This window comes from Leifsonia soli (assembly GCF_013408745.1).
GTDB classification, from domain to species: domain Bacteria; phylum Actinomycetota; class Actinomycetes; order Actinomycetales; family Microbacteriaceae; genus Leifsonia; species Leifsonia soli.
In genome coordinates this window covers 1,310,114-1,329,750 of the sequence record NZ_JACCBJ010000001.1, presented here as the reverse complement: position 1 = coordinate 1,329,750, position 19,637 = coordinate 1,310,114, and the positions used below count along the sequence as shown (strand labels likewise).

The window sequence follows — 19,637 nt, the reverse complement described above, 5'->3', positions numbered from 1 at the left end:
CGGTGCGAAGGGGCGGGGGCGGCTTGTCGGGCGGCGGGATCGCTGTGCCAGACTGGGCCGGATGCCCCCCATGCTACCGGCCGCGTTCACGACGAGAGCGAGCCTCGCCACGGTTCTTCCGAGTTCGCTCGCCGCGCTGTCCGGCGAGACCAACGACCTGGGCCTCCCGGCGATGGAGCACGTGGTCGTCATCGTGGTGGACGGCCTCGGCGCGGCCGCCCTGCGGGCACGTGCAGGCCATGCCAGGACGCTCGCCCCGCTGCTCGGCAAGGCGACGACGATCGACTCCGGCTTCCCGACGACCACGGCCGCCGCTCTGGCCACGCTGACCACCGGGACGACGCCCGGCGAGCACGGTCTGGTCGGCTACCGGGTGCGCGACGGCGCGGGCCGCCTGACGAACCAGCTCACCGGCTGGGACGAGCGGATGGACCCGGCGAGCTGGCAGCGCTCGCGCACGGTCTTCGAGGCGGCGGCGGAGCGGGGCGTGACGCCGCGCGCGATCGCCCTGCCCAAGTTCGCCGGCACCGGCTTCACCGCCGCGGTGCTGCGCGGAGCCGAGTTCGTCGGCGTGCAGTCGATGGCCGACCGCTTCGCGGCGGCCGCCGATGTCGTCGCGACCGCCGGACCGGGGCTCACCTACCTCTACGTCGCGGAGCTCGACCAGCTGGCGCACGCGCGCGGCTGGGAGTCACCGGACTGGACCACGGCGCTGGAGACCCTGGATGCGCTGGTCGTCGCCTTCGCCCGTCGCCTCGGTCCCGGACGCGGCGCGCTGCTGACCGCCGACCACGGCGTCGTCGACGTGCCAGAAAGCGGCCACATCCTCTACGACACCGCGCCGGAGCTGCTGCAGGACGTGGCGGACATCGCCGGCGAACCGCGCCTCCTGCACCTCTATCTCGAGGACGGCGCGTCGCCTGCGGCGGTCGCCGAGCGCTGGCGCGACGCCGAGGGCGACCGGTCGTGGGTGGCGACGCGCGCCGAGGCCGTCGACGCCGGCTGGTTCGGCGAGCGGGTCGCCCCCGAGGTCGCCCCGCGGATCGGGGATGTGCTCGTCGCCGCGCGCAAGCGCATCGCCTACTACGACGGCCGGGACCCGCAGCGCACCGGCCGCAACATGGTCGGCCAGCACGGGTCGCTCACGCCGGAGGAGACGCGGGTCCCGCTGCTGCGGTTCGGCGCGGCCGCGTAGGCGCACCGAGCAGGAAGGACCTGCCGCTCAGGCCAGATCGTCGTCCGTCCGCGCGCCGAAAACGATCTCGTCCCAGCTCGGCATGGCCGCCCGGCCCTTCTTCCGCGACGACGGCTGCGGACCGGAGTCGTTCGACGGACCGCTCGGCGGAGCCGGCACGTCGAGGGGGAGCGGGGGCTGCTCGGCGGCGGGCGGACGCTCATCGATCAGCCGGAACGGCGTCGGGCCGGGCGTCGGCGTGACCGGGGCCTCGGTCGGCGGGGTCGGAACGACATCCACCGGGGACGCGTCGGCCGGCGTCGGCCGGTCGTCGTACCCGGCGGCCTCCCGCTCGCCGCGGCGGCGACGGAGGGCCTCCAGCAGATCGGCGGTCTGGTGCAGATCTCGCGGGGCGTCGTCGGCGCGCTTGATGGCCGAGACGCTGATCGAGTTGTTGGCGCCGGGCGTGCGGCCCTGGGCCAGCGGCTCGATGGGCGCCGTGATCTCCGGGCCCATCAGGTCGGCGGCCGGGGCGGGGGCCGGGAAGGTGAAGGCCCCGCTGTCGAAGCGGGAGCTGTCCGGCTCGCCCTCGTGCGGCAGGACGGCGCGGAGACGGGGGATGAGCGCCCCGCCGCGCAGCTCGCCCGCCTGGGAGAGCGTCGTCGCCTCCGAGTTCAGCGGCGCGAGGGCGTGCTTGCGCGCGTCGTACGACCAGCGCGCGTCGTGGTCGATGGTGTCGGCGGTGAACTCCAGCTTGACGATCCAGCCGGTCTCGCTGTCCTTCCAGCTCGCCCAGCGCTCGCCGGCGACGCCGAGCGACGCCAGCCGGTCGCGGATGACCGAACCGAACGTCTCGGCCTCGCCCAGCGGGTCGACGGCGTCGGAGGTGTGCACAGGGACGCTGAGGGCGCTCGCCACGATGTGCTCGCGCTCGGCGATGATCGGTCCCTCGAAGCGCTGGACGTACTCCAGGGGCGCTCCGGTGACCGCTGCGACGTCCTCTGCGGACATGCCGGAACGGATGTGGGCCTGCACTTCGCGCGGTGAGAGCTTCGGCGCGTCGGCGGGCGTCTCCTGCCGCACCTGGCGCACCTTCGACTGCAACGCCTCGTCCACGGCGATGCGGAAACGCTCACCGTCGTCGCCGACGGCGACCAGCGCGCCGTTCTCGACCCCGATGACCTTCAGATCCTGCATGTGGATTGCCTTCCGAGCTCGTTCGTACGGCCCCAGGATGCCACGGAGCAGTAGGCATTCCGGGGAATACCGCGGGCGTGCCGGAAGTTGCACACCGAGCAATGCTGAGAGGCTCCTGATTGGTTTTGCTATTCAGGGGCGATTGATGCAAACTATGGCCGCCGATTGCGAGAATCGGCCGTTACGACGAGAAGTGGATGGGCATGGCAACGGATTACGACGCACCGCGGAAGACCGAGGACGACTCCGAGTCGATCGAGGCCCTCAAGGAGCGTGTCCCGGACAAGATGTCGGGGGTCGTCGACGTCGAAGACGCTGACAACCCCGGCGGATACGAGCTCCCCGGTGCCGACCTCTCCGACCTCGACCTCGACGTCGTCGTGCTGCCTCCCCAGGCGGACGAGTTCACCTGCGTGAACTGCTTCCTGGTGAAGCACCGCTCCCAGATCGATCACGAGACCAAGCTCGGACCGATCTGCGTGGAGTGCGCCGCCTGACGTCGGACGAACTAGGAACTGAGGCGAGCCTCATCGAGAACCCGGACCAGCTGGTCCGGGTTTCTTGTCGAGAGGAGCCAGTAGGGCGCCGGGTCGTCCTGGTCGAGGACCGGGACCTTCACGACCGGCTTGATCCAGCCGCGGATGAGCAGCCACGCCCGGGCATCGAGACGCCGGCCGCGCTCCAGGGTCGCGTCGTCGCCGCGGTACGCCGTCGGCTCGCCGACGAGCTCGAGCGGGATGCGTGCGTTGCCGGCCGCCAGCTCGTCCTTCGTCACGCGGATGACGGGCGCGGTCGCGATGAGGAAGATCGCCCAGGCGACGTAGATCGCGATGGCCAGGACGACGCCGACGGTGAAGTTGATCGGCGCGAAGACGAGCATGACCGCGGGGATGACGAGCAGGGTGGAGATGAACAGCCAGGGCGTCGCCCAGAGTCGCTCTCGGTACAGGTCCATGACCTCTATTCGATCAGACTTCTGCACTAGCCTCTGACACGTGACCGATACCGTCGACGTCCCGATCATCGCCTCGTCCCTGCCCGCGTACGCGCACCCGGGCGACGCCGGCGCCGACCTGTGCGCCGCGGAGGCGGTGCGCCTCGGTCCGGGGGAGCGTTTCACCATGCCGACCGGCGTCTCGATCGCCCTGCCCGACGGGTACGCCGGCTTTGTCGTGCCGCGCAGCGGCCTCGCCATGCGGCACGGGCTGACGATCGTCAATGCGCCGGGGACGGTGGATGCCGGCTACCGCGGCGAGATCCGGGTGACCCTTCTCAATACCGACAGGTCGATGCCGTACGATATCGCCGTCGGCGACCGGATCGCCCAGCTGATCGTCATGCCGGTCACGCGGGCCCGGTTCATCCCCGTCGACACCCTCCCGGACAGCCACCGCGGCACCGCGGGCTTCGGCTCGTCCGGGTACACCGTGACCGAGTCAGGAGAACACGCGTGAGCGACATCAGCGACACCCCTCGCGGAGCCGAGGAGGGCGCAGAGCTCGAGCAGCAGGACGACGGCCTGGAGGCGGAGTTCGAGAAGTCGGCCCCGCCGGACCGCGAGACCGAGGGGCCGCTCGACGAGAGCGAGGCCAACCCCGTCCGGCCGTACGTCGACCTCGGCGGGGTGAAGATCCTCCCGCGGGAGGGCCTGCACCTGCGCCTCGAGGTGGAGGAGGAGTCCCAGCGCGTCGTCGCGGTCGGCTTGGACTACGCCGGCTCCACGCTTCAGGTTCAGCCGTTCGCCGCGCCGCGCTCGAGCGGCCTGTGGCACGAGATCCGCGACCAGATCACCGACCAGATCCAGCGCCAGGGCGGGCGGGTCACCGAGCGCGACGGCGCGTTCGGCCCGGAGCTCGTGGCCGAGATCCCCGTGGCGGCCCCGGACGGCGGCCCGGTCGAGACCCGCGTCGCCCGCTTCGTCGGCGTCGACGGCCCTCGTTGGTTCCTCCGCGGCGTGATCGCGGGGGATGCCGCGGTGCAGCCGGAGGCGGCCGCGCTCGTCGAAGACCTGTTCCGCAGCATCGTGGTGGTCCGCGGCTCGGTGCCGATGCCGCCGCGCGACCTCATCCCGCTCCGGATGCCGGCCGCGCCGACGACCGGCAACGAGAACGACTACTCCTCTCTTTAGGGCGCACGCATGACCGATCAGGACCGGCCCGACCGGAACAGCACGCCGGCCGAGCCCACCGCAGCGGAGAACGCGGAGACCGGCGCCGGCGCGCCGGCCCCCGCTCTGGGCGACAGCATCGCGGCCGCCGCCCGCCGCTCGGGCCTCGGGCAGCTGGCGGAGACCGACGCCTCGACCGGCGCGGCGCTGCTCGGCGCGCTTGGCGGCATCCGCGGGCTCTGCGAGACGATCCTCCCGGGGCTCGTCTTCCTCGTCCTGTTCACCTTCACGCAGAACGTCCCGCTGTCGATCGGCTGCTCCGTCGCCGTCGCGATCGTCTTCACCGTGCTGCGCGTGATCGGGAGGACGCCGCTCACGCAGGCGCTGGCCGGACTGATCGGCGTTGGCGTCTCGGCGATCCTCGCCCTCATCACCGGGCGGGGCGAGGACAACTTCCTGTTCGGGATCTGGACCAACGCCGCGTACGCCGCCGGCATCCTGATCTCCATGCTGGTGCGCTGGCCGATCATCGGGCTGGCCGCCGGCTACCTGATGGGCGACGGGGTCGCCTGGCGGAGCGACAAGCGGAAGTTCCGGGTGATGCAGGCGCTCACCTTCCTCTGGCTGCTGCTCTTCGTCGCGCGGCTCGTGGTCCAGGTCCCTCTCTACCTGGCGCACACGGACGCGGCGACCAGCGCGCTCGCGCTCACCAAGCTCCTCATGGGCGTCCCGCTCTACGCCCCGCTGCTGCTGGTGACGTGGTTCGTGGTCAAGGCCCAGTTCCCGCAGAAGGCGACGGCGCCCCGCGGCGCGGCCTCTGGCCGCTAGGACGGCGGCGGGCTCGCGGGCGACGGAGGGGGACGGATGCTGGACGCGGGGACACGGACGGGGCTGACGGCCGCCCAGGTGGCGGAGCGTGTTGCCGCGGGCCGGGCGAACACGCAGACGCAGCCGAGTTCGCGGTCGCTCGGCGACATCCTCCGCGAGAACATCTTCACCCTGTTCAACGGCATCCTCACCGCCTGCTTCCTCGCCGTCGTGCTGCTCGGCGACCTGCGCGACGGCTTCTTCTTCGGCATCGTCGTCGTCAACGCCCTGATCGGCATCGTGCAGGAGTACCGCGCCAAGCGGGTCCTCGACCGGGCCGCCCTGCTGGCGGCGCCGCACAGCCGCGTGCGCCGCGACGGGGACGTGGCGACGGTCGCCCTCGAGGACGTCGTGATCGACGACCTCCTCGTGCTGCGGCCGGGCGACCAGATCCCGGCGGACGCCCTGGTGGTGGAGAGCACCGGGCTGTCGCTCGACGAGTCGATGCTGACGGGGGAGTCCGACCCCGTCTTCAAGGATGCGGATGCGCCGCTCCTCTCCGGCTCGCACGTCGTCACCGGCACGGGCATCGCCCTCGTGACCGCCGTCGGGGCGGACTCCTACGCCAGCCGTCTGACCAGCGAGATCCGCAAGCACTCGCTCGTCCGCTCGGAGCTGCGCGAGGCGACCAACCGCATCCTGGTGTACCTGTCGTGGATCCTCGGCCCGCTCATCGTCGTGACGCTGATCGGGCGCGTGCTCACCTACGGCGGGTTCTCGGAGATCTTCGTCGACGCCCGCTGGCGGCGCGCGCTGGTCGACGCCGTCGCCGCCGTCGTCGGCATGATCCCCGAGGGGCTCGTGCTGCTGACCAGCCTCGCGTTCGGCGTCGCCGCCATCCAGCTGGCCACCAAGAAGGTGCTCGTGCAGGAGCTCGCGGCCGTCGAGGTGCTCGCCCGCGTCGACGTGCTCTGCCTCGACAAGACCGGGACGCTGACGACCGGGGAGCTCGCGCTGCACGGGACGGAGGTCGTCGGGGCCGCGGCTCCGGACGGAAAGCAGCTGGCCGAGACGGCGCTGGCCGCCTTCGGATCGGACGAGGCGGGCAACGCGACGTCCGGCCTGCTGGGGTCGCGGTTCCGCAGCGACCGCTTCGGGGTGGCCCGGCGCATCCCGTTCAGCTCTGCGACCAAGTACAGCGCGCTCACCATGACCGTCGACGACGAGGAGAGCTCGTGGGTGCTCGGCGCTCCGGAGCGGGTGCTCGAGGCGCACCCCGTCGCGCTCGCCCGCGCTACCGAGCTGGCGGCGACCGGCCTGCGGACGCTGGCGCTGGCGCGGGCGGTCGACCCGTTGCCCGACGACGTCCACCGACCGCTGACCGGGGTGCGCGTCGAGCCGGCCCTGCTCGTGCTCCTCGCCGAGACCCTGCGGCCCGAGGCGCGCGACACCCTGCGCTACTTCCGGGAGCAGACGGTGCGCGTCGTCGTCATGTCCGGCGACAACCCGGTCACCGTCGCGGCCATCGCCCGCGAGCTCGAGCTGGAGGGCGCTGCGGTGGATGCGTCCACCCTGACGTCCGACGACGCGCTCGCCGAGGCGCTGGACACCGCGAGTGTGCTGGGGCGGGTCAGCCCGGACCAGAAGCGCACGGCGGTCCGGCTGCTCAAAGAACGCGGACGGACGGTCGCGATGACCGGCGACGGTGTGAACGACGCGATGGCGGTCAAGGATGCCGACCTCGGCATCGCGATGGGCACCGGCACGGCCGCGACGAAGGCGGTGTCGCGCGTCGTGCTGCTCGACGACCGCTTCGACCGCCTGCCCGACGTGCTCGCGTCCGGGCGGCGCGTCATCGCCAACGTCGAGCGCGTCTCCAACATCTTCCTCGCGAAGACCACCTACGGCATCCTGCTGGCGCTGGTCAGCGCGATCCTGCTGTGGCCGTTCCCCTTCCTCCCGCGCCAGCTGACGCTGGTCTCGACGCTCGCCATCGGCATCCCCTCCTTCTTCCTCGCGCTGGCGCCCAACAAGCGCATCTACACGCCGGGCGTGCTCGGACGGGTGCTCCGGTACTCCGTGCCGACCGGCCTCATCGCCGGCGTGACCGCGATCGTCGCCTACGCTCCGCTGCATCGCAGCATCCCGCTGCACGAGGCGCGCAGCGTGACCACCGTCGCGCTGTTCTGCGTGTCGCTGTGGATCCTGTGCGTGCTCACCCGTCCGCTCACCGGGATGCGCTGGCTGCTGCTCGTCGCGGTGGCCGCGGCCTTCGCTCTGGTGTGCCTCATCCCGTTCACCGCCTCCTTCTTCGAGATGCACCTGAAGGCGGACGGCGCACTCGCGTGGGGCATCGCGATCGGGGCGGTCGGAGCCGTCGGGGTCGAGCTCTTCTACCGCTTCGCGAAGAGCCGCTCGCTGGTCTTCGACCGGCTCTGAGCGTGCTAGATTTATCTCGACGTCAAGATACTTTCCGGTTCGGCGATTTAGGGTTACCTTGCTGGAAAGGCGCTTCGACGGACGAGGAAGATGGACGAGGCGTGCGTGGACATCGCCTGCCGATGAAGGAGAGGGCATTGTGACTGCAACCGAGAACGCAGGACACGGCAGCTTCGGTGCGAAGCGGACACTGACGGTCGGGTCGAAGGACTACACGATCTTCGGAATCGACACGGTCGAGGGGTACGAGCGGCTTCCGTTCAGCCTCAAGGTCCTGCTCGAGAACCTGCTCCGCACGGAGGACGGCGCGAACATCACCGCCGACCACATCCGGGCCATCGGCGGCTGGGACCCGGCCGCAGAGCCGGACACCGAGATCCAGTACACGCCGGCCCGCGTCATCATGCAGGACTTCACCGGCGTCCCCTGCATCGTCGACCTCGCCACCATGCGCGAGGCCGTCTCCGCCCTCGGCGGCGACCCCAAGAAGATCAACCCGCTCGCCCCGGCCGAGATGGTCATCGACCACTCCGTCATCGCCGACCTGTTCGGCCAGCCGGACGCGCTGGAGCGGAACACCGACCTGGAGTACGAGCGCAACGGCGAGCGGTACCAGTTCCTCCGCTGGGGCCAGACCGCGTTCGACGACTTCAAGGTCGTCCCGCCGGGCACCGGCATCGTCCACCAGGTCAACATCGAGTACCTGGCGCGCGTCACCATGACCCGCGAGGTCAACGGCGAGCTGCTCGCCTACCCGGACACCTGCGTCGGCACCGACTCGCACACCACCATGGTCAACGGCCTCGGCGTGCTCGGCTGGGGCGTCGGTGGCATCGAGGCGGAGGCTGCCATGCTCGGCCAGCCCGTCTCCATGCTCATCCCCAAGGTCGTCGGCTTCAAGCTGACCGGCGCCATCCCGACCGGTGTCACTGCGACCGACGTGGTGCTGACCATCACGCAGATGCTGCGCAAGCACGGTGTCGTCGGCAAGTTCGTCGAGTTCTACGGAGCGGGCGTCGCCGAGGTGCCGCTCGCGAACCGCGCGACCATCGGCAACATGAGCCCGGAGTTCGGCTCGACCGCCGCGATGTTCCCGATCGACGACGTCACCCTCGACTACCTGCGCCTCACCGGCCGCAGCGAGGAGCAGGTGAAGCTGGTCGAGGAGTACTCCAAGGCGCAGAGCCTCTGGCACGACCCCGCGGTCGAACCGGTCTTCAGCGAGTACCTCGAGCTCGACCTCTCCACGGTCGTCCCCTCGATCGCCGGCCCGAAGCGCCCGCAGGACCGCATCGAGCTGAGCCACGCCAAGGACCAGTTCGAGAAGGACCTCGTCGACTACGCGGACGTCTCCCACGACCTGGTCGACCTGACCATCTCCGAGTCGTTCCCGGCGTCCGACCCGGGCGAGCTCCAGCCGGAGGATGCGCGCAGCACCCACCAGCACAGCCACCACAGCCACGCGCCGAAGGCCGCATCCAACCCGACGCCGGTCCGCCTGTCCGAGAACGGCGAGGACTTCATCCTCGATCACGGCGCCGTCGCCATCGCGGCCATCACGTCGTGCACCAACACCTCCAACCCGTCGGTCATGCTCGCCGCCGGCCTCCTCGCCCGCAATGCGGCGAAGAAGGGCCTCAAGGCCAAGCCGTGGGTCAAGACGACCCTCGCCCCTGGCTCCAAGGTCGTCACCGACTACTACGAGAAGGCCGGCCTCACGCACGACCTGGAGGCCCTCGGCTTCTACACGGTCGGTTATGGCTGCACCACCTGCATCGGCAACTCGGGCCCGCTGCCCGAGGAGATCTCGCAGGCCGTCAACGACAACGACCTCGCCGTCACCGCGGTGCTCTCGGGCAACCGCAACTTCGAGGGCCGCATCAACCCGGACGTCAAGATGAACTACCTGGCGAGCCCGCCGCTGGTCATCGCGTACGCCCTCGCCGGTTCGATGAACTTCGACTTCGAGGTCGACCCGCTCGGCACCGACACCGAGGGCAACGACGTCTTCCTGAAGGACATCTGGCCCGACGCGGCCGAGGTGCAGCAGACCATCGACTCGTCGATCAACGAGGGGATGTTCGTCCACCAGTACGCGTCCGTCTTCGAGGGCGACGAGCGCTGGAAGTCGCTGCCGACCCCGACCGGCTCGATCTTCGAGTGGGACGAGAAGTCGACCTACGTGCGGAAGCCCCCGTACTTCGAGGGCATGACGCTCGACACCACGCCGGTCTCCGACATCCTCGGCGCCCGCGTGCTCGCCAAGCTGGGCGACTCGGTCACCACCGACCACATCTCGCCCGCCGGCTCGATCAAGGCGGACAGCCCGGCCGGCCAGTACCTCACCGAGCACGGCATCGACCGCAAGGACTTCAACTCCTACGGGTCGCGCCGCGGCAACCACGAGGTGATGATCCGCGGAACCTTCGCGAACATCCGCCTCAAGAACCAGCTGCTGGACGGAGTCGAGGGTGGCTACACCCGCGACTTCACCCGGGAGGGCGCCCCGCAGTCGTTCATCTACGACGCGTCGCAGAACTACCAGGCGCAGGGCACCCCGCTCGTCATCCTCGGCGGCAAGGAGTACGGCTCCGGCTCGTCGCGCGACTGGGCTGCGAAGGGAACCAGCCTGCTCGGCGTCCGCGCGGTCATCACCGAGAGCTTCGAGCGCATCCACCGCTCGAACCTGATCGGCATGGGCGTCGTCCCGCTGCAGTTCCCGGCCGGCGAGTCCGCCGACTCGCTGGGGCTCGACGGCACCGAGGTGTTCTCGATCACGGGTCTCGAGCAGCTGAACGAGGGCACGACGCCGAAGACGGTGCACGTGGTCGCGGAGCCGAGCGACAACTCGCGCGCGGGCAAGACGACCGTCGAGTTCGACGCGGTCGTCCGCATCGACACCCCCGGTGAGGCGGACTACTACCGCAACGGCGGCATCCTGCAGTACGTGCTGCGCAGCCTGGTCTGAGCACCTCGCGCGAACGGAGGCGTCGACGGCCCGCACGGCCGCCGGCGCCTCCGTTTTCCGCGTCCACGGGCGTGTCGCTCGCCGGGCGCCTCCGTTCTATACACCGGTCCGACGCCTTGCCGGAGAGAGCACGCATTGTCAAGGGGACCCTCGTACGGCACGTTCCGAGCCTCTGTCCACCAGGACGCGCCTAGACTCGAATCCATGGGAATCCTCGAGACCATCCACGGTCCCCGTGACCTCGACCGGCTGACCGAGCGGGAGCTCGTCCAGCTGGCGGCCGAGGTGCGCGCGTTCCTGGTGGCCAACGTGGCGAAGACCGGTGGACACCTCGGCCCGAACCTGGGTGTCGTCGAGACGACCATCGCCATCCACCGCGTTTTCGACTCCCCGCGCGATGCCATCGTGTTCGACACGGGGCACCAGTCGTACGTGCACAAGCTGCTCACCGGTCGTCAGGACTTCTCGCGGCTCCGGCAGCGCGGCGGCATGGCCGGCTACCCGCAGCGGTCGGAGTCGGAGCACGACATCGTGGAGAGCTCGCACGCCTCCTCGTCCCTCTCCTGGGCGGACGGGATCTCCCGCGCATTCGAGCTCACCGGACAGCAGGACCGGCACGTTGTGGCCGTCGTGGGCGACGGCGCCCTCACGGGCGGGATGACGTGGGAGGCCCTCAACAACATCTCCGACGACAACAACCGCAAGCTGATCATCGTCGTCAACGACAACGGCCGCTCGTACGCGCCGACCATTGGCGGCATGGCGCGCTTCCTCAACACGGTGCGGACGCGCAAGAGCTACCGCAACCTGTACCTCACGTCGCGCAAGGCGTTCGACAAGCTGGGTACGCCCGGGCGGTCGTTCTACCGTGGCGTGCGCGGCGGCCTGCACGGCTTCCTGAGCCGCTTCTCCAACAACGAGGCGCTGTACTCGAACCTCGACATCAAGTACATCGGCCCCATCCACGGTCACGACATCGAGGCGATGGAGGAGGCGCTGCGCCAGGCGAAGAACTACGGGGCCCCTGTCATCGTCCATGCCATCACGCAGAAGGGCCGGGGCTACGAGCCCGCGCTGCGCGACGCGGCCGACCAGTTCCACTCGGTCGGGCAGATCGACCCGGAGACCGGCGAGCCGATGGAGGGGTCGAGCAAGCCCTCCTGGACGGGCGTGTTCGCGGATGAGATCGTCCGCCTCGCCGAGAAGGACCCGAAGATCGTCGGCATCACCGCCGCGATGCTGCGCCCCACCGGGCTGCACAAGTTCGCCGAGCGCTTCCCCGAGCGCGTGCACGACGTCGGCATCGCCGAGCAGCACGCCGCGACCAGCGCCGCCGGTCTCGCGTTCGGCGGGCTGCATCCCGTCGTCGCCATCTACGCCACGTTCATGAACCGCGCGTTCGACCAGGTACTGATGGATGTCGGACTCCACAAGGCGGGCGTCACCTTCGTTCTCGACCGGGCCGGCGTGACCGGTCCGGACGGCCCGAGCCACCACGGCATCTGGGATCTCGCGATCCTGCAGGTCGTCCCGAGCATCCGGCTGGCCGCGCCGCGCGACGGAACGCGGTTCCGGGAAGAGCTGGCGGAGGCCGTCGCCGTGGATGACGGTCCCACCGTCCTGCGCTTCCCGAAGGGGTCCGTCCAGCCCGACATCGAGGCGCTCCGCCGGCTCGACGACGGCGTGGACGTGCTCCGAGAGGGCGACAGGAAGGACGTGCTGCTCGTCACCGTCGGCCCGATGGCCGACCTCGGGCTGAAGGTCGCCGACCGCCTGGCGGCGCAGGGGATCGGCGCGACCGTCGTGGACCCGCGCTGGGTCGTCCCGGTGCCGAAGAGCATCCTCTCCCTCGCGGCGGAGCACAGGATCGTCGTCACGATCGAGGACGGCATCCGCGTCGGCGGCATCGGCACGCGCGTCCGCCAAGACCTCCGCGAAGCGGGCATCGACACGGCGGTCGACGAGCTGGGCCTCCCGGACGCCTTCATCGACCATGCCTCGCGTGACCAGATCCTCGAGGACGCCGGGCTCACCCCGCAGAAGATCGCGCGCGATCTGGTGGCGCAGGTGCTCGGCAGCCGCGTCCCGATCGCCCGCCCCCTGCCCGACGACGAGACCGCTGCCGACGCCGCCCCCGCGAAGAAGCGTCCCGCCTAAATCTCCGTGATCGCCGACCCCGGTTGACTCGGAGTGCGCTCGAAGTTCTACTGTGGCGATATGACCGACACACGGACGGCGATGTCGATCTCCGACGTCGCCGAGCGGACCGGGCTGACCACCCACACCTTGCGCTATTACGAGCGCGAGGGGCTGATGCTGACACCGGTCGAGCGCGCATCCTCCACCCACCGGCGTTACACCGACGCGGACGTCACCTGGGTGACGTTCCTCACGAAGCTGCGCTCGACCGCCATGCCCATCGCGACGATGCGGCAGTACGTCGTGCTCGCGCGGCAGGGCGACGACACGCAGGCGGAGCGACTGGAGCTGCTGCTCCTGCACCGCATGGCCGTCGTGCGGCAGCTGGAGGAGATGACGGCGAGCCTGGCGGCCATCGACTACAAGATCGACCTGTACCGGCAGAGCGTCGGCCAGGTCACGGAAGGGAACGACGCATGAAGACGATCGCACTGGGAACCGAGAAGCTGGAGGTCTCGCAGCTGGGCCTGGGCTGCATGGGGATGTCCGCGTTCTACACCGGTGCGGGCAGCGACGAGGCGGGCTCGATCCGCACCATCCACCGCGCGATGGAGCTGGGCGTGACGTTCTTCGACACGGCCGAGATCTATGGGCCGTACACGAACGAGGAGCTGCTCGCGAAGGCGTTCGCCGACGGCCGCCGCGACCGCGTCGTCATCGCCACCAAGTTCGGCACCATCAAGCACCGCCAGAACGACGAGCGCGGGATGGACGGCTCGGCCGATAACGTGCGGCTCTCCGTCGAAGGCTCGCTGCGTCGTCTGCAGACCGACCACATCGACCTCTACTACCAGCACCGGATGGACCCGGACACGCCCATCGAGGAGACCGTCGGGGCACTGAAGGAGCTGATCGAGGAGGGCAAGATCCGGCACTACGGACTGTCGGAAGCGTCGCCTGCGACCATCCGCCGCGCCAACGCCGTCCACCCGGTGACCGCCATCCAGACGGAGTACTCGCTGTGGACGCGCGACCCGGAGGCCGAGGTGCTGCCGACGGTTCGCGAGCTCGGCATCGGCTTCGTGCCGTACTCGCCGCTCGGCCGCGGCTTCCTCACCGGGACGATCCGCTCGCTCGACCAGCTGTCGGACGACGACTTCCGCCGCTTCAACCCGCGGTTCGAGGGAGACAACCTGGAGGCCAACATCCGGATCGTGGAGCAGGTGGACGAGGTCGCGCGGGAGGTCGGCGCGAAGCCCGGCCAGGTGGCCCTCGCGTGGCTGCTGTCGAAGGGCGACGACATCGCGCCGATCCCGGGCACGACGAAGGTCGCCAACCTGGAGCAGAACGTCGCCGCCGCCGACCTGCAGCTCACCCCGGAGCAGCTGGCGCGGCTGGATGCGGTGGCCGCCCCCGTCGGCGACCGCTACCCGGACATGTCGACGGTCAACCGCTGACAGCCGACCCTGCCTGACGCGACACGCCGTCCGCTCGATCGGGCGGACGGCGTGTCGCGTCAACTCGGCAGCGCGTCAACTCGGCAGCGCGTCAGGCGACGCCCTTGACCGGCGGGTGGTGGAACGTGTCGCCGAACACGCGCTCGGACGCTCCGACGCGATCCAGGTAGGGGGTGATGCCGCCCATCTGGAACGGGAAGCCCGCACCGAGGATCATGCACAGGTCGATGTCCTCGGGTGCTTCGACCACGTGGTCGTCGGCGAGCATGCGGTGGATCTCATCGGCCAGGCCGTCTTCGAGGGTCCGCAGGATCTGCTCCTTCGTCCACGGGTTCGTGCCGCCGGAGACGATCTTCGCCGCGCCCTTGTCGAGGCCCTTCACCTTGCCCTTGGCATCCTTCTCCAGCAGCGTGCCGTACTCGGCCAGCTTGTGGAGGTTCTCCGAGCGGTAGAACCGGTCGGGGAAGGCCGCATGGTGGGTGTCGAGCACATGTGCGCCGACCTTGAGTCCCACCAGGTCGAGCAGGGCGGACGGCGCCATCGGCAGGCCGAGCGGCGCGATCGCCTCGTCGACGACGTCGAACGGCGTCCCGTCGTCGACCGCGTGCATCGCGTCGCCGAGGATCTTCGCGAGGATGCGGTTCACCACGAACCCGGGGGTGTCGGCCGTGATGACCGCATTCTTCTTGAGCGCTGCCGCCGTCACCATCGCGGTCGACAGCGTCGCCTCATCCGTGAGCGGCGTGTTCACGACCTCGATCAGCGGCATGACCGCGACCGGCGTGAAGAAGTGGAAGCCCACCAGGCGCTCGGGATGCTTCAGCTTGGCGCCGATCTGCTCCACCGACAGGGAGGAGGTGTTCGTCGCGAGCACCGCCTCGTCGGAGACGAACTGCTCCACCTGCTCGAAGACGTCCTGCTTCACGCCGAGCTCCTCGAACACCGCCTCGATGACCCAGTCGCAGTCGGCGAAGTCGGCCTTGTCGGTGGTGCCGGTGACCAGTGCGCGCAGGCGGTTGGCCTCATCGGGGGAGATGCGGCCCTTCTCCTGCAGTTTGCCGATCTCGTCGTGGATGTACGCGACGCCCTTGTCGACGTGCGCCTGGTCGAGGTCGGTGATGACCACGGGCACCCGGAGGCGCCGAACGAAGAGCAGCGCGAACTGGCTGGCCATGTAGCCGGCGCCGATGACGCCGATCTTGGTGACCTTCTTCGCGACCTTCTTGTCCGGGGCGCCGGCCGGGCGCTTCGCACGCTTCTGCACGAGGTTGAACGCGTAGATGCTCGCCTGGAACTGGTCGCCCGCGATGAGCTCCGCGAGCGCGTCGTCCTCGAGGGCGAACCCGGCCTCCCGGTCGTTCGCCTTCGCGGCCTTGAGCAGCTCGAGTGCCTTGTACGGCGACTTCGGGACGGTGCCGATGCGCGACTCGAGCATCTTCCGCGCGATGCCGATGGCGGCATCCCACTTCACCATGCGCTCGATCTTGCCCGGCTCGTTCGGGCGCTTGACGACGACGTCGCCGGTGAGGACCGTGTCGGCCCACCGCAGCGAGTCCTCGAGGAAGTTGGCCGAGTCGAAGATCGCGTCCGCGATCCCGAGGTCGAAGACCTCCTGCGGCTTCAGCATCCTGTTCTGCTTCAGTGGGTTCTCGACGATCACCTTGAGGGCGTTCTCGATGCCGATCAGGTTGGGCAGGATGGTCGCGCCGCCCCAGCCGGGGATGAGGCCGAGGAAGACCTCGGGCAGGGCGAAAGCGGCCGCATTGCGGTCGATGCTGCGGTAGTCGGCGTTGAGGCCGATCTCCACGCCGCCGCCCAGCGCCAGGCCGTTCGTGAACACGAACGACGGGACGCCGAAGGTCGCCTGCTTGCCGAGAACGTAGTGGCCCAGCTGCGGGAGCAGCTTAGCCACCTCGACGCTGGGGATCTCGCTGACGCGGCTGAGGTCGGCTCCTGCGGCGAGGATGAACGGCTTGCCGGTGACGGCGACCGCGTCGATCTCGCCGCGCTTCGCGCGCTCGGTCAGCTCGTCGAAGGTCTTCCCGAGCTCCAGCAGCGTCGCCGGCCCCATGGTGTTGGGGCGGGTGTGGTCGCGGCCGTTGTCGAGGGTGACCAGAGCGAGCGTCTTGCCGCTGGGGAGCGGGACGTCGCGGACGAAGGAGTGGGTGACGACCTCGTCGTCGGTGAGGTCGGCGAGGGGGGAGAAGTCGATCGTGCTGTAGTCGGTCACGTGCGTGTCAGCCCTTCCGCGCGGCGCGCTTGTCGTGCAGTGCTTTTCCGGAGAAGTGGGGGTTCTCCCAGATGACGGTTCCGCCCTGGCCGAGGCCCACGCACATCGCGGTGATGCCGTAGCGCACCTCCGGGTGCTCCTCGAACTGGCGCGCCAGCTGGATCATCAGGCGGACTCCGCTCGCGGCGAGCGGGTGGCCGATCGCGATCGCGCCGCCCCACAGGTTGACGCGCGGGTCGTCGTCGGCGATGCCGAAGTGGTCGAGGAACGACAGCACCTGGATGGCGAACGCCTCGTTCAGCTCGAACAGCCCGATGTCGTCGATGCGGAGGCCCGCCTTGCGGAGCGCCTTCTCGGTCGACGGGACGGGCCCGAGGCCCATGATCTCCGGCTCGACGCCCGCGAACGCGAAGCTCACCATGCGCATCTTGGGGGTGAGACCCAGCTCCTTCACCGCGTCGGTGGACGCGAGGAGGGAGGCCGTGGCGCCGTCGGTCAGCGGCGACGAGTTGCCCGCCGTGACGCGGCCGTGCGGCCGGAACGGGGTCTTCAGAGTGGCGAGCCCCTCCATGGTGGTCTGGGGACGCATCCCCTCGTCCTGCGTGGCGAGGCTCCAGCCGGACTCGGAGCGGATCGCGACAGGCACGAGGTCCGGCTGGATCTTGCCGGCCTCGTACGCCGCGGCCAGCTTCTGCTGGCTGCGCATGGCGAAGCGGTCGGAGCGCTCCTTGGTGAGCGCGGGGAACCGGTCGTGGATGCGCTCGGCCGTCATGCCCATGTTGAGCGCGTCCTCCGCGACCATCTTCTCGGAGAGGAAGCGCGGGTTCGGGTCGGCTCCGAAGCCCATCGGATGACGGCCCATGTGCTCGACGCCGCCCGCGATCACCAGGTCGTACGCGCCGAACGCGATGCCGGAGCCGAGAGTGGTGACGCTGGTCATCGCGCCGGCGCACATCCGGTCGATCGCGAATCCGGGGACGGACTTGGGCAGTCCGGCGAGGAGTGCGGCGGTACGGCCGAGGGTGAGACCCTGGTCGCCCTGCTGCGTCGTCGCGGCGATCGCCACGTCGTCGATCCGGTCCTTGGGCACCTGGGGGTTCCGCTCCAGCAGTCCGATCATCGCCTTCACGACGAGGTCGTCCGCGCGGGTGTTCCAGTACTGCCCTTTTTCGCCGGCCCGTCCGAACGGAGTACGGACTCCGTCGACGAACACGACATCGTTCCTATCGGCCACAGTGCCTCCCAAATCAAGGTCGGAAACGATCCTAGGTACACCGTTGTGCACGAAAAGAATCGTTTGATCCTTCCTACGAAGCGGGCTCCGACCCCTCGTCGGCGCTTTGGCTGCTTTCCACAAATGCCTGGGCGATCACCTGTGAGGTTGCGGCAACCTGCCACGGCCGTGCACCGTGCGCGGCGAGGGCCTCGGCGACGCTCTCCGGCGTGATTTCGGCGGGGGGAGTCCAGGCGACGCGGCGCAGCGTGTCGGGGGTGAGCAGGTTCTCCAGCGGGATGCTGCGCTCCTCGGACACAGCCGTGAGCGCCGTGCGCGCCGCCTTGAGACGGGCATCCGCATCCGGATTGCGGTCGGACCACGCCCGGGGCGGAGGCAGGGTGTCGCCGTTGCCGCGCAGCACAGGGAGGTCGTCGGTGGTGCGTCCCGTTTCGATGGCCGCCCACCAGCGGTCGATCTCCGTGCGGCTGGCGCGCCCGGTGAACTCCCGCATCGCCGCGAGCGCGCGCTTCGACTCCGGCATCGCCTTGGCGGCGGCGGTGAGCGACGCGTCGGGGACCAGACGGCCGGGCGCGGTGTCGATCTCCCGGGCCAGGGCGTCCCTGGCCTGCCACAGCTCACGGGCGACGGCGAGGTTTCGGACGCCGCGGATCGAGTGGATGCCCGACAGGCGCCGCCAGGGCTCGCTGCGCACCGGGACCAGGTCGCGGACGAGCTCGTCGGCGAACTCCTGGTGCGCGATGTCGGTCTTGCCCGCCTCGTCCAGCAGCGCAGCGATCGCGTCCCGCAGATCGGGGAGCAGCTGCACGTCGAGGGCGGCGTAGTCGAGCCACGGCTGGGGGAGGGGACGGGTCGACCAGTCGGCCGCGCTGTGCTCCTTCGCCAGGTGGATGCCGAGGAGCTCCTCCACGACCGTGCCGAGGCCGACGCGCGGCATCCCGAGCAGGCGTGCTGCGAGCTCCGTGTCGAACACGATGGACGGGTCGAGCCCGACCTCGCGCAGGCAGGTCAGATCCTGCGTCGCCGCGTGCAGCACCCACTCGTCGTCGTGGATGGCCTCGTTCAGCTCGTCGAAGCGGCCGACCGCCGGCGGGTCGAAGAGGAAGGTGCCGGCCTCTCGCCGGAAGACCTGGATGAGGTAGGCCCTCTGCGAATACCGGAAGCCGCTGGCCCGCTCGGCGTCGACCGCGATCGGCCCCGTCCCCGCGGCGATGCGCTCGACCGCCGCGAGGTAGTCGGCACGGGTCTCGATGACCGTGTACTCAGCCACGCGGCGCCTTCCTGGGCGCGGCCGCCCGGGCGCTGAGCAGGCTCACCCCCTCGCCGGTCGGGGGGAGGCCGGCGAGCATGCACAGCAGCTCGCCCCATCCCTCGACATGTGCGGAGACGTCCGCCTCGAGCGGGCTCCAGGAGGCGCGCAGCTCGATCTGGGAGCCGTCGCCCTGGGCGGCGAGCTCGCCGAAGCCGGTGGAGATGATCTTGGTGGCCGTCCCGCTCGCGGCCGTGTAGCGCGCGTGACGCGCGTCGAGGGCGTCCACCAGCCACGACCAGGCGACGTCGGCGAGGAACGGGTCGAGGCCGATGTCGGTCTCCAGCGGGGCCTGCGCGAAGCAGACGATCCGGAAGCGGCCGCCCCACGCCTCCGGCTCCTCGGGGTCGTAGAGCAGGATGAAGCGTCCCGTGCCGAGATCCGAATCGCTTCCGTGGCGCGCGGGCCGGACGTCGGCGGCGAGCGCGACGGAGTACGGCGCCAGCTGCGCGGGCGCGGGGATCTCCTCGATCACGAGCTCCGGACGCGACACTGCGGTGCGGATGGACTGCAGCGCCGTGGCGAATTCCGCCGGGTGCTGCGGTGGGGATGTCGGTGTCGGCACGCTTCGAACAC

At 70.1% G+C, this 19,637-nt stretch carries 16 protein-coding genes; 10 read left to right on the top strand and 6 right to left on the bottom strand.

Going from position 1 to position 19,637, the window contains the following annotated elements:
- Nucleotides 1-70: 70 nt before the first annotated feature.
- On the top strand, nt 71-1,195 hold the full coding sequence (locus BJ963_RS06470; RefSeq protein WP_179458053.1) for an alkaline phosphatase family protein: 1,125 nt from the start codon (nt 71-73) through the stop codon (nt 1,193-1,195).
- A gap of 27 nt (nt 1,196-1,222) precedes the next feature.
- Here the strand turns inward: BJ963_RS06470 and sepH are convergent, their stop codons facing one another.
- Complete coding sequence (gene sepH / locus BJ963_RS06465) at nt 1,223-2,371, bottom strand: septation protein SepH (RefSeq protein WP_179455397.1); 1,149 nt, start codon at nt 2,369-2,371, stop codon at nt 1,223-1,225.
- Between the two features lie 203 nt (nt 2,372-2,574).
- On the opposite strand from sepH, the gene BJ963_RS06460 reads away from it, so the two are divergent.
- Nucleotides 2,575-2,868: a DUF4193 domain-containing protein gene (locus tag BJ963_RS06460; protein ID WP_026307201.1), complete on the top strand. Its 294-nt coding sequence runs from the start codon at nt 2,575-2,577 to the stop codon at nt 2,866-2,868.
- Nucleotides 2,869-2,879: 11 nt separating this feature from the next.
- Here BJ963_RS06460 and BJ963_RS06455 read toward each other — a convergent pair whose 3' ends face one another.
- Entirely contained in the window at nt 2,880-3,326 is a 447-nt protein-coding gene (locus tag BJ963_RS06455; RefSeq protein ID WP_179455395.1) for a DUF3093 domain-containing protein, read from the bottom strand.
- A gap of 40 nt (nt 3,327-3,366) precedes the next feature.
- Here BJ963_RS06455 and dut point away from each other — a divergent pair, with 40 nt between their 5' ends.
- The 8 genes from dut (at nt 3,367) to BJ963_RS06415 (ending at nt 14,288) form a co-directional block, all read left to right on the top strand.
- Nucleotides 3,367-3,825, top strand: coding sequence for a dUTP diphosphatase (dut, locus tag BJ963_RS06450; RefSeq protein WP_179455393.1), 459 nt, complete (start codon nt 3,367-3,369; stop codon nt 3,823-3,825).
- A 65-nt stretch (nt 3,826-3,890) separates the two neighbouring features.
- Nucleotides 3,891-4,499, top strand: coding sequence for a DUF3710 domain-containing protein (locus tag BJ963_RS06445; RefSeq protein ID WP_218857373.1), 609 nt, complete (start codon nt 3,891-3,893; stop codon nt 4,497-4,499).
- 9 nt (nt 4,500-4,508) lie between these two features.
- Nucleotides 4,509-5,306, top strand: a complete 798-nt coding sequence (locus tag BJ963_RS06440; RefSeq protein ID WP_179455388.1) for a DUF3159 domain-containing protein — start codon at nt 4,509-4,511, stop codon at nt 5,304-5,306.
- A 36-nt stretch (nt 5,307-5,342) separates the two neighbouring features.
- Nucleotides 5,343-7,724 carry an HAD-IC family P-type ATPase gene (locus BJ963_RS06435; protein WP_179455386.1) on the top strand — a complete coding sequence of 794 codons (2,382 nt, stop codon included), beginning with the start codon at nt 5,343-5,345 and terminating at the stop codon, nt 7,722-7,724.
- Between the two features lie 139 nt (nt 7,725-7,863).
- Nucleotides 7,864-10,692 carry an aconitate hydratase AcnA gene (gene acnA, locus BJ963_RS06430; protein ID WP_179455384.1) on the top strand — a complete coding sequence of 943 codons (2,829 nt, stop codon included), beginning with the start codon at nt 7,864-7,866 and terminating at the stop codon, nt 10,690-10,692.
- Nucleotides 10,693-10,896: 204 nt separating this feature from the next.
- On the top strand, nt 10,897-12,849 hold the full coding sequence (gene dxs, locus BJ963_RS06425) for a 1-deoxy-D-xylulose-5-phosphate synthase (protein WP_089910278.1): 1,953 nt from the start codon (nt 10,897-10,899) through the stop codon (nt 12,847-12,849).
- Between the two features lie 60 nt (nt 12,850-12,909).
- Nucleotides 12,910-13,311, top strand: coding sequence for a MerR family transcriptional regulator (locus BJ963_RS06420; protein ID WP_179455382.1), 402 nt, complete (start codon nt 12,910-12,912; stop codon nt 13,309-13,311).
- Nucleotides 13,308-14,288 (top strand): aldo/keto reductase, encoded by a 981-nt coding sequence (locus BJ963_RS06415; protein WP_179455380.1) that lies wholly within the window; start codon nt 13,308-13,310, stop codon nt 14,286-14,288. The genes BJ963_RS06420 and BJ963_RS06415 overlap by 4 nt, the downstream gene beginning before the upstream one ends.
- 91 nt (nt 14,289-14,379) lie before the next feature.
- On the opposite strand, the gene BJ963_RS06410 is transcribed toward BJ963_RS06415, so the two are convergent.
- The 4 genes from BJ963_RS06410 to BJ963_RS06395 form a co-directional block, all read right to left on the bottom strand.
- A complete protein-coding gene (locus BJ963_RS06410; RefSeq protein WP_179455378.1) occupies nt 14,380-16,518 on the bottom strand; it encodes a 3-hydroxyacyl-CoA dehydrogenase NAD-binding domain-containing protein in 2,139 nt (712 codons plus the stop codon).
- A gap of 7 nt (nt 16,519-16,525) precedes the next feature.
- Nucleotides 16,526-17,752 (bottom strand): acetyl-CoA C-acyltransferase, encoded by a 1,227-nt coding sequence (locus tag BJ963_RS06405; RefSeq protein WP_179455376.1) that lies wholly within the window; start codon nt 17,750-17,752, stop codon nt 16,526-16,528.
- A gap of 73 nt (nt 17,753-17,825) precedes the next feature.
- A complete protein-coding gene (locus BJ963_RS06400) occupies nt 17,826-19,022 on the bottom strand; it encodes an HRDC domain-containing protein (RefSeq protein ID WP_179455374.1) in 1,197 nt (398 codons plus the stop codon).
- Entirely contained in the window at nt 19,015-19,626 is a 612-nt protein-coding gene (locus BJ963_RS06395; RefSeq protein WP_179455372.1) for a DUF3000 family protein, read from the bottom strand. Before BJ963_RS06395 ends, BJ963_RS06400 begins: the two co-directional genes overlap by 8 nt.
- Nucleotides 19,627-19,637 lie beyond the last annotated feature (11 nt).